The organism is Nitrospinota bacterium (genome assembly GCA_016208975.1).
Classification (GTDB): Bacteria; Nitrospinota_A; UBA7883; order UBA7883; family JACRLM01; genus JACQXA01.
Window position 1 is genome coordinate 1,729,036 of record JACQXA010000004.1, and the last position, 12,801, is coordinate 1,741,836.

The following is a 12,801-nucleotide window of genomic DNA, read 5'->3' on the forward strand; positions in this document are numbered from 1 at the left end:
ATACACGGGGGTGATTGTGGTGGTGGGCGGCTGGACCGCCCGCATTTTCAGCGGCCCTTTTCCTGGTTCACCGGTAGCCAGATCCTGACCGTGGTCCCTTTGCCCACCTCGCTTTCCACCGTTATGGAGCCCCTGTGCTTCTTAACAATGTTGTAGGAGACATAAAGGCCAAGTCCCGCCCCCTTTCCCACGGGCCTTGTGGTGAAAAACGGGTCAAACAAATGTTTTATGGCCTCAGGCGCCACGCCACAGCCAGTGTCGGCCACTTCCACGGTTACTCCATCTTCATGCGGGAAGGTTTTTACATATATAACGCCATTGCCCGCTATGGATTGGGCGGCGTTCATCAAAACGTTCATGAACACCTGGTTTACCTGGGCCGGCACGCACTGCACGGCCGGGATGTCGCAGTATTCCTTCTCCACTCGCGCCTTGCTGGCGATCTCGCTGTGGGCAAGGGTCAATGCGCTGTCAATTCCGCCGCGCAGGTCAAAATACTCCAGTTCATTAGGCGTCCCTCTAGTGTAGTCCCGAAGCGCCTGTACAATACTCGTTACCTTCGCCAGCCCCTGCCGCGACTCAACCAGCAGATTGTAAATATCGGTTTTCAGGTGGTTGAATTTTATCTTCTTTTTAAAATCGGTTATTTCCTCGGCTATCCGCACTGTCCAAAGGTTTTCGGTTTTCTCATACACTTCTATCAGGCTTAACAAGGCGCTCACATACTTCTGGAGCATGGCCGTGTTCGAGTACACATAGGAGACAGGATTGTTTATCTCGTGGGCCACGCCTGCGGACAACTGGCCGATGGCGGCCAGCTTTTCCGACTCCAGCAATATTTCCTCGGCTTTCTTGCGACCGGTGATGTCTTGGATTTGGGATACTAAGTAAAGAGGAGCGCCTTTAGAGTCGCGCACCAGGAAAACACTCAGAAAAACCCACACCACATGCCCGTCTTTATGGAGATAGCGGTTTTCCGTATGGAAATATGGAATCTCCCCGGATACCAGCTTTTCCACCAACTTCATTTTGCCGTCAAGATCGTTCGGGCGTGTGAGATCCTGGAAGGTTTTTGTGAGCATTTCCTCACCGGAATACCCCACTATCTCGCAAAGCGAACGGTTCACCTTCAGCCATCTGCCCTCAAGGGACACAAGGGCCATGCCTATGGAGGATATCTCGAAAACCCCACTGAACCGGTCCTCAGACTCTTTTAGGGCCGATTCAATTTGTATCCGGTCAAGCATTGGCGAGATTCCCTATTCGCCTTTATGCGTTAACTTTACTCCCGGCAAGCGCCGTATGTAAAGCCGTTGGATTCTTCGGTGGTGTCTCAGTTTGAATCTCAAATAATAGACAGATCCTTCACTTCGCTTGCGCTTCGCTCAGGATGACAATGTTATCAACGGCTGTTATATTGTCATTCTGAGCGTAAGTGAAGAATCTCCCCTGTAATTTCAAACTGAGACACTACCGATTCTTCAGCTGGCGCCAGGTTAGGGGAGCAAAAAACTTCCCTGCGATCTTAATGTTTCTTGCGAAAAAGTTGAGGAGCGTCTTGAGAGAACGGGCACACCCTTCCCACGCTTTCTTAGGCTCATGAGCTACTGGCCGCTGATTAAGCCTTTGTGGAGATGGAGCCCCCCAACCCCTTCATCAGGTCGCCCAATCCGGAACTTTTCCCAAGCTCTCCGGCTACCGCGCCTTTTACGGACTGCTTGGCGGTGGTGAGGGCTTTTTGCTTGTCGGCCCGGGCCTGTTGCGCCGCTTGCGCTTCCTGCCGGTCCTTGGCGGCCTGGTTGGCGCGGTCCGTAGTTGTGTTCCGGCTGAACTTCCCTGGATTGGCCTTCGCGGGATCGTAAGCTTTTACATTACTCATTTTCGAGTAATCATAATAATTTTGGTCTGCCATTTCCGGCTCCTGAAAGGTTAACCCTCACCCCTCACTAATCAATATACAATAATACCGCTGAAAACACCAAATTGTAGCGCTTTTTACGCTGGCCTTGTCCTATTCCGGACGATTGTAACGCACCTTAACAAACTGGCCTTTTGCTTCTTGATAAGAGCCGGAAATGGAAGTAACATGAATTGCCCGTGAGCCAATCCCTTTGAAATGAGGGAAGAACAAGCCCGGGCGGGCCATGGGGCGTTTTTTTTCGCTCCGGCGGGCCGAACAGTAATTCTGGCCGAGGTACAAAGTGAGCGACGGTTTCAAGTTCGAGGTCAACGAGAAGATACAGTTCAGGCTTACGCCAGACCCTGGCGACGAAGGCTACGTGTGCCTCGTGAAAAAAACCAAAGACAACCTGGTGGCCATCGTCATCTCCAACAACGACAAGAGCAGGGTAACCCTGGACGCGGGGGACGACATCTACCTTTTCAGCGAATCGGATGGCGAGCAATGGATTACCCCCGCCAGGCTCAACCAGAAACAATCCTTCCCGCTGGTGATCCTGGGAATTACCGGGGAGCCTTTCTCCATCTCCGGTGAGGCGCGGCGCAAGATGCCCCCGGCTCCCTTGGATGAGATAGAAAAGATAGACGAGGATTTAACCGTCCTCACGGCGCCGGAGGAGACGGAAAGTCTAGAGGTGGAGCCTCCAGCGCCAGCGCGGGGCGAATACTCCCTGGATACGCAGGCTGAAGAGCCGCTGGATGTGGATCTGGAGGAAGACCTGTCGGCCATACCGGGGATAACGTCACAAGAACTAAGCAAAGAAGAGGAGCCGGACAACCGGCAGGCTTCCATACCCATGGTGGCCGGGGTTGAACTGGAGGACCTGCCGGAAATAGACACAAGCGAGCTGGAGGCTGAGCTGGATGCGGATATAGAGTCCACCCTGGCGGGCGGCCCCGGTGACGCCCTTAACGATGAGGATTCCGGGGGACCGCCACTCATGGGCGCTCGAGATGATGATCTGGAGTCGCTGGACGAAGAGCTTTCCGGGCTGGAGGTCAATAAAGACGTCAGCCTTGACCTGGGGGATATAGACGACACCACGATTATAGTTCCCCCTCCCGCAAGAGAGAGAAAAAGAAGGGTGGAGCCTGAACCCCGGCCCGAACCCGAGGAGGAAGAGACAGCCGTATTATTTGTGCCTGAAGTCAGATACACCGGCGCTGAGCAGGAGTTTCATGATTTCTTCGGGCTGTTTGTGACACCGTTGGGGGAACAGGAGGCCGGTAAAATATCCGCGGCTGTGGGCGCGGGGGAGGAAGTCTCGCCTGGATTGAGCGACTCGGTGATAAGCGGCGGGCTGGACCCTGTCACAAGGCAGGCTTTCACCGTGTTTACCGGCAGGCTGGAGCGGCTGGAGAAGGCGCTGGTCCAAATCACCGGAGAGGATAACACCACCCCCACGGCGTCGGCGGCCCCCAGGATAGGGGCGGTATGCGCCAGGCTGGGGGATTCTTATATTCAGGCCGCCATGGACGACGCGCCTCTTACAGGCGGGCGTTTTCTTATAGAAGTGGACAGGCCCTGGAAGCCCTCGCTTTCCTTCAGGGCGGTGGCCGTGGCCGAATCTTCCTTCAGCGTCAACGACGTAACACTGGCCAGGTTTGTGTTCGAGCGGTTGAGCCCCGGCGCCGGGGACCAGATCGCCGAATACCTGGAAAAACGGAAGGCTTATTTCAACGCCCTGGCCTCCCTGGTCAGAGACTGATCAAGAGCCGATGGGTCTGGAACTGGAATTCATAATACCGTTCGATGAAACGGTAATAAAGAAGACCAGGTATTTTAGGCTTTCGGAGTTTTTAACGCGGCCCATAAAAGTTAATTCAGGCCAGGTTTTGGCCCGGGAGATAGAAGCGGGCGTTGTTCATCCGGACAAGAAGGTGGGGGTAAGGTTCCCGTTGCCCGCCGGGGTGTCAACCCAGGACTTGCTCAAGGGGGGGCTTTCCATGGTCAAGGAGCCGCCGCAATCTGTGGCCGCCACCGTGGACGGCTACTTGAGCGCCAGGGATGAAACCCTGATAGTGACGAAGATCATGGAGATATTCGGGGATGTGGGCCCTTTGACAGGCAACATAGAAACCGGTTCTCCAGTGAGGATCCACGGAGGGATTACCAGCGGGTACCGCGTGGAATCCGGCGGTGACGTGGAGACGCTGGGTTTGATGGAAGGGGCCAGCCTTAAAGCCGGCGGCAACATACTTTTGAAAGGCGGTTTTGCCGGTGGTGGCGATGGGGTGGCGCAGTCCGGCAAGAACATATATTCGACATACGTCCAGCTGGGCCGACTGGAGGCCCACGGCTCCATTGTGGTGGACGGGCCTGTTATGAACAGCGATTTGAGCGCCGGTTCGCAGATAGTGTTGCGGGGCCGGGCGAGCCTTGTGGGAGGCGCGGCCCGGGCGCGGGAGTTGATCTCCGCTCCGGTTATTGGCTCTGAAGGGGCGTCCCCCACGGAGATTACGCTGGGCGATAACCCGTTTAAGGCGCGTCTGCGGGAGGGCCGGAAAGCGAAGATGGAGAAAAGCCGGGAAACCATCCGGGAGAAAGAGCTGGAAGCCAAGTTCGCTTCTCAACATCTTGCGGGGCTTGGGCGGATTCCGCTGGAGGACCCGTTGGCCGCCGTGTTCACCCTTTCCGACATTATGCGGGACGGGAAGGTGGAAGGAATGGACGAGCCGTCCCAGCAGTATTTCAAGGATCTGGGCGGGGCCGTAATCTCGATAATAAGTGAAAAAGAGCGCGTGGCCGCCGGGCCGGAAACAGAGGATGGCGGGGCGGAGGAGCAGGCTTGCCCTACGGCGACGCTGAAGGTGGAGAAGATAGCCCACCCCGGAGTGGTTATATCCATCTTGGGCGTGGGGATTACCCTGGACCGGGAGTATGAGCGGGCGCGGTTCATCCTAAAAGACGGCGCGGTTCAGCCCGTGATGTTTTAATCAGTTTGTTGAGGAGATGATAATTTGACCACGGCGCTTGGGATCATCGCTGGCGTTGGGCTTTTCCTGTACGCCATCATCCAGCAGGGGGGGCTTAGGATATTCTGGGATCTGCCCGCGGTGATGATAGTCGGCGGCGGCACGGCGGCGGCCCTGCTGATCTCCTATCCCCTTCCGCGCATAATGAAAGTCACTGGCGTACTCCTCCAGATTTTCAAGATGGACATGCAGAAACCTTCATGGGCCATAAGGCTCATGGTGGAGCTTTCGTTCAAGGCCAGACAAAAATCGTTGCTGGCCCTGGAGGAAGACATAAAGAGGCTGGACAACCGGCTTATAAAACTGGGGCTGGAGCTTGTGATAGACGGACAGCCCGCCAACATTGTGCGGGAAGTGCTGGAGACGGAACTTGATTTTGTGCAGGTGCGCCACCGGGCAGGTGAGCACATGTTCCGCGCGGCGTCGCGGTTTTCCCCGGCTTTCGGTTTGATAGGCACGCTCATAGGCCTCGTGGCGATGTTAAAAAACCTTGGAACTCAAACCGAAGGGGCGGCCAAGGCCATCGGGCAAGGGATGGCGGTGGGTCTTATCGGCACTTTTTACGGCGCCACCATGGCCAACCTGTTCTTTATCCCCATTGCCGAAAAGCTCCGTTCCCGGTCGGATGACGAAATGCTGGTGAACAGGATCATCATCGAAGGTATCCTGATGATACAAGGCGGGGTGAACCCCCGGATAATCGAGCGCAAGCTAAACTCCTTCCTGCCGCCGGAGCTTCGCGCGGCGTACTACGACAAACTGCTCAAGGATAGCAGGCGGAAAGCCGTCCAAACCGCGGAACAGGAGTAGCCGTGGCCAGGAAGAGACATCACGAGGATGTTCCCGACGAGGATCCGGGGATATGGCTGATCACCTTTTCCGACCTTCTTTCGCTTCTGCTTACGTTTTTCATAATGCTTTTCGCCCTTACTTCCCAGCAGGAGGAAAAATACCTGGGGATGCTGTCCAAGATCGGCGACGCGCTGGGGGGCAAGTCGCTGGTGGACAGGAAAACGGGGCTGGAAGTTACCCAGGAGAAACTTCAGAAATTCGTCCAGGATAACAACCTTATCCGGCAGGTCCAGCTGACATCCGACACGCGGGGGCTTGTGATGTTCGCCGAGGGAGACCTCTTTTTCGACGCCGGGTCGGCGGAAATAAAGCCTGACATCAAAAGGTTTCTGCGGCGGGTCGGGGAGATTATAAAAGGGACGCAATACAAGGTGCTGGTGGAAGGGCATACCGACGATACCGTGGGGCAGATGGAGAAATTCCCAAGCAACTGGGAGCTGTCCTCGGCGCGGGCCACGGCGGTGGTGCGCTATTTCATCGACGAGGCTGGGCTGGAGCCCTACCGGTTCGCCGCGGTGGGATACGCGCAGTTCAAACCACGCTACGCCCTGATACCGGAAAACCGTCCCAAGAACCGCCGGGTGGAGTTAGTCATCCTGCGGGAGACTCTCTGACGGCCGGATAGTTTGGAATGTCGTAGCGGCTGGGGGATTTTACGATAATGGGAGAAAAAGACGCGGGGGCGGATAAGCGGACGTTTTTCCGGTTCGATTACCAGGCCCCCGTCCGTTACAAGTTCGCCAAGAGGACCGGCGAGGGACAATACCAGGTGTCCCCATGGTTCAAAGGTGTTGGGGCCAACTTCTCGGGCGGGGGAGCGGCTCTTCATATCGGGAAACCTCTGCCCGCAAAGACCCTGCTGTTATTGGAGATAAAATTCCCTTTCAGCGACGAGCCGGTTGTGGCCACGGCGGAGGTTGTGCGCCGGGAAGACGACACCATTAACGGCAAGCCGGTAAGCCTTATAATGATAAGGTACCTGGTTATAGATGAAGCCGTTCAGGACAAGATGGTGAGCTTTATAATCTCCAGGGGCAAGACGGTGGTATAGGGCTATCCGCCCCTTCTGGCCAGCGAGGCCATGTCCCACATCGGCAGGAACACAGACAGCGCCAGGAAAAACACCACCAGCCCCACCCCCAGGATAAGGGCTGGCTCCACATAGGCGGAAATTTTTTTGGATGACCTTTGCGCCTCCCGGATGAAATAACCCCGCAGATTGAAGAACGCCCCGTCCAGCGCCCCGGCCTCTTCACCGGCGGCGATAATCTGAAGGGCGGAAGGGGGCAGTAAGTTGATGCTTTTCATGGAATGGGCCAGGGAAAGCCCCTCCAGCGCTCCAGCCCGTATTGTGACCAACGGATTTTCAAGACTTGAGTTTCCCGCCGCTTTGGCGGAAAACTCGATGGACTCTATTATCGGCGCGCCAGCGGCCAAAAGGTTGCCCAATGCGTCCGCCCACCGGGCCAGCGCGGAGTTTAGCGCTATCCGGCCCATAACGGGAATGTGGAGGATCCATTCGTCCACTTTGGCTCTAACGGCCGGTTGCTCCAACCACCGCCTGATAAGCAAGTACCCCACAGCCGCCACGCTTAAAAGATATGGCCACCAGCCTAGAATTAGGATGTCCATGGAAATAAGGGCCCGGGTGGGCAAGGGGAGGGGCACGCCAGCCTGGGTGAAAATGGCCGCATAGCGTGGTATGACAAACCCCATCAAGGCCACTAGCCCCGCCGCCGCCACGGTCAGGACTATTTTCGGGTATCGCGCCGCGTCTTCCACCGCTTCCTTCAAGTCCCGCCGCCGCTCCAGCATGGCCGTGAGTTCCTTTAAAACCCTCTCCAGCCTGCCGGTACGTTCCCCAACCGCTACCAGAGCCACGAAAAATCCGGGGAACACGTCTGACGCCTGCGCCATGGATTCGTGAAGAGGCTTACCCTCTTTGGCGCTGACCAGCATGTGCTGGATTGTTTGGCGCAACCTTCCGAGGCTCTGGGTTTCAAGATTTTCCAGAATGGAGATAAGCGGCACACCGGCGGAAACCAAAGAGGCCAACCGTTCAGTAAAGATGATCAGGTCGTCATCTTTTACTTTCTCGGGCGCGGTTGAATCCACCGAAAGCCGAGAGGGAAAAATCCCGCGGCTGACAAGCGTAAGCGCCGCTTCCCGCTCGGAGATGCCCGCCACGGAGCCGTTCAGCTTCATGCCCGCCGGGTTCCTGGCCGTGTATTTAAAAACAGGCATGGCTATTTTATTTGTATGGTTTAACAGATGGACAGGCCGGGTGTGTATGTGGCCCTTTCCACCTCTGCGACGGTGGTAACGCCATACCCCACCTTTCGAAGCCCGTCATCCCGCATCGTGTCCATCCCCTGGGATTTAACGGCGTAATCCTTAATGGCCGACGCTGGGGAGCGGGAAAGGATAAGCCCTTTGAGCTTTTCATCGGAGTGTATAAGCTCGAAAATCCCGGTTCTTCCCCGGTAGCCTGTCTTGCCGCAATGTGGGCAGTTTGCCATGGCTTCCGTCTTGCCCGCGCACCGGTGGCATACCCGCCGCGCCAGCCGCTGGCCCACGGCGCATTTCACGGTGTCCGCCACTTTATATGGCGCCACCCCCAGGTCTGTCAGCCTTGTAAAAGCCGAAGCCGCGTCCACCGTGTGCAAAGAGCTTAGCACCAGATGTCCCGTCATGGCCGCCTGCACAGCCACCTCGGCGGTTTCCGGATCGCGGATCTCTCCCACCATTATGATGTCCGGATCCTGCCTCAAGGCCGACCGCAACCCTCGGGAGAAAGTTAACCCCGACTTGATGTTCACCTGGGTTTGCCGCACATTATGGATGCGCCGCTCCACCGGGTCTTCAATGGAAACGATGGTGCGCTCCGGGGAGTTTAACAGGCTAATGGCGCTGTAAAGTGTTGTGGTTTTACCGGAGCCTGTAGGGCCGGTCACCACCACCAATCCCCATGGGTGTTTCAATGATTCCAGCAATCTCTCGAGGGTAACACCTCCCATGCCGGTTTCGGCCAGTGTCATGGCTTCGCCGCTTCTTGCCAATAACCGAAGGACCACACATTCGCCGTTGATGGTGGGGAATGTGGACACGCGGAACTCCACCAGGCCGCTTTCGAGCGTAAGGTTAAACCCTCCGTCCTGGGGGGCACGGGACTCCGCCGTGTCCAGTCCGGCCATTATCTTTATCCGGCTGGCCACGGCAGAGCATATCCGGGCAGGGTGGGCTCCGGCGGATTTCATCATGCCGTCCACGCGGTACCGGACTTTCAGGTTCTTTGAATCCGGCTCAAGATGGATGTCCGAAGCCCCCTCCAGCGCCGCCCGGCGGATTATCCCCTCCACAAGGCTGGAGACCGGTTCCGCCTCCCAGCCGGACGACTCAATTGCGCCGCTATAACCAGACTCCACAAACGAACCGGAAACCGCGCCGGGTTCGCAAACTATGGGGCGGGCGTAGGTTTTATCGATGGCCATCAGTATCTTCTTTTCGGTTGCGATGGAGACTTCCAGAGGAAGCGAGACCCTGGCCGCCAGCTCATCGCGGGCAAGCAGGTCCAACGGGTCGGCCATGGCCACCCTTACTGCGCCATTGGGTTTGCCGATGGGCGCCAACAGGTGTTTTCTTGCGAAAGACTCGGGGATGAGCCGGAGTAAATCTTCGGAAGGCGTTTCCAGTTCCGGCTCGGCCATGGGCGCGCCCAGCTGGCGGGAGAGAATTTGGGTAAGCTCTTCCTCGCTTAAAAAACCCATGGAAACGACTATCCGGCCCAGCCTGCCACCTCTGGTTTCCCGTTCCACAAGGGCGCGGCCCAGCTGTTCAGCGGTAACCGCTCCGGATTCGGTAAGGATGTCCCCCAGACGTTTGCCAGTGATCATGGAAGATTAAGCCCCCTGAAATGCCGGCAGGCGCCGGCGTATTTCAACGGGGAAATGTTAACCCAAAACCGTGGGTTCCGGCAATAATATGGTTTGTTGGACGCAAAACTCCCCTTTACCTGCCCGGCCGCCCCGCATGGCCGGTCACGCCCCGCAAAGGCGCCGCCGTATTTCCTGACGCTAAGCCAAGTCAGGCTTTAGGTTTTACTTTAGCGTCCATGCTCAAGGGTCCGGCGCCAAAATAGGCTATCAACAAGGCCCCGCCCATCATCGAAAGGTTCTTCATGAACATAATCATCTGTATCTGTCTTGCCATGGGTTCGGTGACAGCCCAGAAGTTATGCATCATGACGGTGACTGGCGCCAGGAACAGCACAATAAGCGCTCCGCCATACCTGGCTTTAAAACCAAGGATAATGAGCAACGCTCCCGCCAGGGCTAGCAACCCCGACAATGGCACCGCGATGATGGCCAATGGCACACCCTGCGACTGGGCGTATGGAACCAGCCCGCCGGTGAAATGGCCGGGGGCCGACATAAGGAAGATGGCGGAGAAGAATATCCGCCCCAAGAGTTCCGCGTACTTCATGGCTCGGTCCTCCTAGAGAGATCATTCAACGCTTATCCAGCCCGACACGCCAGCTGGATAAAACGCCGGGTCGTCTCACCCGCCCCCGCTGTTGAGCGACTATCAACAATATAAATATTATAAACCCACCTTGTAAATCCGGCGCGGATTTGGGTGGTGTCCCGGTTTGAAAGTACAGGGGAGATTCTTCACTTACGCCCAGAATGACAATATAAAAGCCGTTGATAACATTGTCATCCTGAGCGAAGCGCAAGCGAAGTGAAGGATCTGTATATTATTTGGGATTCAAACTGGGACACTACCAGGATTTGGCGATTCCATGGGAGTGGACGAGCCTGGGCGTGGTGGATAAAAACCGCTGGCGGGCGCGAGGCGGGATAAGGCTCCGGATGGTGGTATTATATTGCCTCGAACAATTTCCCCAAGATCAGGAGGTTTTTAAAGCAGGCCATGGCCGGTCATTCCAAGTGGGCGCAGATAAAACATAAAAAGAAGATTGTGGACGCCAAGCGCGGATCGCTGTTTACCAAGATAATAAAGGAAATCACCGTGGCCGCGCGCCTTGGCGGGGGCGACCCTGGAGGCAACTCGCGCCTGCGGCTGGCCGTCACCAAGGCCAAGGGGGTCAACATGCCAGCCGACAATATAGACCGCGCCATAAAGAAAGGCACCGGGGAATTGCCCGGCGTCTCCTACGAGGAGGTGACATACGAGGGTTACGGGGCTGGCGGCGTGGCGGTGATGGCGGAAGTGATGACCGACAACAAGACCCGCACCGTGGCGGAAATCCGCAACATCTTCGGAAAGGCCGGAGGCCAGATGGGGGAGACCGGCTGTGTCTCCTGGGTGTTCAATAAAAAAGGCGAGGTGGTGGTGGACAAAGCGGGCGCTTCGGAGGACACGGTGATGGAGATCGCCCTGGACGCGGGAGCCGAGGATATGGACACCAGCGGCGACACCTTCAACATATTCACCCCCCCCGCCGCCCTGGAAGCCGTAAAAGCCGCTCTGGAGGCCCGGGGTGTGAAGGTGGAGTCGGCGGAACTTGGCATGATCCCCATAAACACTGTGAAGGTGGATTCGGAGGATATCGCCAAAAAAGTCTTGCGGCTCATGGAGACGCTGGAGGATCACGACGACGTGCAGAAAGTCCACGCCAACTTCGACATCCCCGACGAGATACTGGAAAGGGCCACCGCCTGACGCCATGAAGGTAATAGGGGTGGATCCAGGAACCATGGTAACCGGGTATGGCGTTGTCTCCGAATTAAAGGGAGTGAAAAAGTGCCATGCCTGGGGGGTTATCCGCCCCATGCCCAAGGCGCCCATGCCAAAGAGGCTCCGGCAGATCGCCGAGGGGTTGCGCGAGGTGATAAGGTCTCACCAACCGGACGAACTGGCGCTGGAGGAGACTTTCGTGGCCAAAGACCCCAGGGGCGCGTTAAAGCTGGGGCAGGCCCGGGGGGTGATAATGCTGGTAGCGGAGGAGTCGGGTTTGCCGGTGTCGGAATATTCGCCCCTGAAGGTCAAGCAGACCCTTACAGGCTACGGCCAGGCGGAAAAAGAACAGGTGCGGGTGATGGTTCGCCATGCGCTGGCGCTCAAAGAAAACCCGGAGCCGCTGGACGCATCAGACGCGCTGGCCATCGCCATAACACATATAAACCATACCGGCCCGCTGGGGCAGGCCAAATGATAGCTCACATCAGCGGCAGGCTGATCCAGAAAAAACCGGCCCACGCCGTGGTGGAAGCCGGGGGGGTGGGATACCTGCTTTTCATATCCCTGCAAACATATTATGTTTTGCCTGAAGAGGGGGCGGCCGTCTCCCTCCACGTCCACACTTCCGTGCGGGAAGACGCCATAAACCTTTTTGGATTCATTTCGGCGCGGGAAAGGGAAGTGTTTGAGAAACTCATCGGGGTGAACAAGGTGGGCCCCAAAATGGCCATAACGATCCTTTCCGGAATGCCATGCGAGGAGTTCGCCAACGCCGTGCAAAACAGGGACGTGGCCAGGTTAAGCCTAATACCCGGCATTGGCAGGAAGACCGCCGAACGGCTTATAGTGGAGCTTGCCGACAAGCTCTCAGCGGCGGATTTCGCCCCTGTCGGGGGCTCCGGCGTTTCCGGAGGAACCAGCGCGTTAAATAACGATACCGTGGAGGCGCTCATTTCCCTGGGGTATGGCCGGGCCGAGGCTGTTCGGGCCGCAAGGGAGGCGTTCAATGGAAAAAGCGGTGGCCGGGCTGTAGACAGCGTTCAGGACGGCATCCGGGAGGCGTTGAAGCTGTTATCGGCGGGGAAATAGCCGTGGAAACGGATAAAAAACCGCACCGCGCCGGATTTTGCAAAAATGAAATATGTTTGCTTGACAAGGCGGCCTGTTTGGATAGAATTAACTTTCGTTGTTTCGCGGGTGTAACTCAGTGGTAGAGTGCAACCTTGCCAAGGTTGAAGTCGAGGGTTCAAATCCCTTCACCCGCTCCAAATCCAACAAACCGCGCGGCGGCATCATGTTATTCGCGCCCCC

General features: G+C 56.9%; 13 protein-coding genes and 1 tRNA gene. 9 read left to right on the forward strand and 5 right to left on the reverse strand.

Annotated features, from left to right (window positions below; genetic code table 11):
• Positions 1–47: 47 nt before the first annotated feature.
• Together HY751_11995 and HY751_12000 are read right to left on the reverse strand one after the other, a co-directional pair.
• Positions 48–1,247, reverse strand: coding sequence for a PAS domain S-box protein (locus HY751_11995; protein MBI4667117.1), 1,200 nt, complete (start codon positions 1,245–1,247; stop codon positions 48–50).
• Between the two features lie 371 nt (positions 1,248–1,618).
• The gene (locus HY751_12000; protein ID MBI4667118.1) at positions 1,619–1,879 is read right to left on the reverse strand and encodes a hypothetical protein; all 261 of its coding nucleotides are present in this window, start codon (positions 1,877–1,879) and stop codon (positions 1,619–1,621) included.
• A 322-nt stretch (positions 1,880–2,201) separates the two neighbouring features.
• Between HY751_12000 and HY751_12005 the strand changes: the two genes are divergently transcribed.
• Genes HY751_12005 through HY751_12025 form a run of 5 tightly spaced genes read left to right on the forward strand, consistent with a single transcriptional unit; the run spans position 2,202 to position 6,838 of the window.
• Complete coding sequence (locus HY751_12005) at positions 2,202–3,668, forward strand: hypothetical protein (GenBank protein ID MBI4667119.1); 1,467 nt, start codon at positions 2,202–2,204, stop codon at positions 3,666–3,668.
• A 10-nt stretch (positions 3,669–3,678) separates the two neighbouring features.
• Positions 3,679–4,896, forward strand: coding sequence for a DUF342 domain-containing protein (locus tag HY751_12010; protein MBI4667120.1), 1,218 nt, complete (start codon positions 3,679–3,681; stop codon positions 4,894–4,896).
• A gap of 24 nt (positions 4,897–4,920) precedes the next feature.
• Positions 4,921–5,745, forward strand: coding sequence for a MotA/TolQ/ExbB proton channel family protein (locus HY751_12015; GenBank protein MBI4667121.1), 825 nt, complete (start codon positions 4,921–4,923; stop codon positions 5,743–5,745).
• 2 nt (positions 5,746–5,747) lie between these two features.
• Positions 5,748–6,401, forward strand: a complete 654-nt coding sequence (locus HY751_12020; protein MBI4667122.1) for a flagellar motor protein MotB — start codon at positions 5,748–5,750, stop codon at positions 6,399–6,401.
• Between the two features lie 47 nt (positions 6,402–6,448).
• Positions 6,449–6,838, forward strand: coding sequence for a PilZ domain-containing protein (locus tag HY751_12025; GenBank protein MBI4667123.1), 390 nt, complete (start codon positions 6,449–6,451; stop codon positions 6,836–6,838).
• Between the two features lie 2 nt (positions 6,839–6,840).
• Here the strand turns inward: HY751_12025 and HY751_12030 are convergent, their stop codons facing one another.
• The 3 genes from HY751_12030 to HY751_12040 all read right to left on the reverse strand — a co-directional run bounded on the left by HY751_12030 (position 6,841) and on the right by HY751_12040 (position 10,269).
• Complete coding sequence (locus tag HY751_12030) at positions 6,841–8,031, reverse strand: type II secretion system F family protein (protein MBI4667124.1); 1,191 nt, start codon at positions 8,029–8,031, stop codon at positions 6,841–6,843.
• A 20-nt stretch (positions 8,032–8,051) separates the two neighbouring features.
• On the reverse strand, positions 8,052–9,680 hold the full coding sequence (gene tadA, locus HY751_12035; protein ID MBI4667125.1) for a Flp pilus assembly complex ATPase component TadA: 1,629 nt from the start codon (positions 9,678–9,680) through the stop codon (positions 8,052–8,054).
• Positions 9,681–9,870: 190 nt separating this feature from the next.
• Entirely contained in the window at positions 9,871–10,269 is a 399-nt protein-coding gene (locus tag HY751_12040) for a DoxX family protein (protein MBI4667126.1), read from the reverse strand.
• Between the two features lie 450 nt (positions 10,270–10,719).
• Here HY751_12040 and HY751_12045 point away from each other — a divergent pair, with 450 nt between their 5' ends.
• The 4 genes from HY751_12045 (at position 10,720) to HY751_12060 (ending at position 12,758) form a co-directional block, all read left to right on the forward strand.
• Positions 10,720–11,472 carry a YebC/PmpR family DNA-binding transcriptional regulator gene (locus HY751_12045; GenBank protein MBI4667127.1) on the forward strand — a complete coding sequence of 251 codons (753 nt, stop codon included), beginning with the start codon at positions 10,720–10,722 and terminating at the stop codon, positions 11,470–11,472.
• A gap of 4 nt (positions 11,473–11,476) precedes the next feature.
• Positions 11,477–11,965, forward strand: coding sequence for a crossover junction endodeoxyribonuclease RuvC (gene ruvC, locus HY751_12050; GenBank protein ID MBI4667128.1), 489 nt, complete (start codon positions 11,477–11,479; stop codon positions 11,963–11,965).
• Entirely contained in the window at positions 11,962–12,579 is a 618-nt protein-coding gene (ruvA, locus tag HY751_12055; protein ID MBI4667129.1) for a Holliday junction branch migration protein RuvA, read from the forward strand. Before ruvC ends, ruvA begins: the two co-directional genes overlap by 4 nt.
• 104 nt (positions 12,580–12,683) lie before the next feature.
• Positions 12,684–12,758 (forward strand) — tRNA-Gly (locus tag HY751_12060).
• Positions 12,759–12,801 lie beyond the last annotated feature (43 nt).

Excerpts from the sequence above, each read along its gene's own strand:
- HY751_12025 (MBI4667123.1), top strand. The coding sequence starts at position 6,449 with ATGGGAGAAAAAGACGCGGGGGCGGATAAGCGGACGTTTTTCCGGTTC.
- HY751_12010 (MBI4667120.1), top strand. The coding sequence starts at position 3,679 with ATGGGTCTGGAACTGGAATTCATAATACCGTTCGATGAAACGGTAATA.
- ruvA (MBI4667129.1), top strand. The coding sequence starts at position 11,962 with ATGATAGCTCACATCAGCGGCAGGCTGATCCAGAAAAAACCGGCCCAC.
- HY751_12030 (MBI4667124.1), bottom strand. The coding sequence starts at position 8,031 with ATGCCTGTTTTTAAATACACGGCCAGGAACCCGGCGGGCATGAAGCTG.
- HY751_11995 (MBI4667117.1), bottom strand. The coding sequence starts at position 1,247 with ATGCTTGACCGGATACAAATTGAATCGGCCCTAAAAGAGTCTGAGGAC.
- HY751_12000 (MBI4667118.1), bottom strand. The coding sequence starts at position 1,879 with ATGAGTAATGTAAAAGCTTACGATCCCGCGAAGGCCAATCCAGGGAAG.
- tadA (MBI4667125.1), bottom strand. The coding sequence starts at position 9,680 with ATGATCACTGGCAAACGTCTGGGGGACATCCTTACCGAATCCGGAGCG.
- HY751_12045 (MBI4667127.1), top strand. The coding sequence starts at position 10,720 with ATGGCCGGTCATTCCAAGTGGGCGCAGATAAAACATAAAAAGAAGATT.
- HY751_12040 (MBI4667126.1), bottom strand. The coding sequence starts at position 10,269 with ATGAAGTACGCGGAACTCTTGGGGCGGATATTCTTCTCCGCCATCTTC.
- ruvC (MBI4667128.1), top strand. The coding sequence starts at position 11,477 with ATGAAGGTAATAGGGGTGGATCCAGGAACCATGGTAACCGGGTATGGC.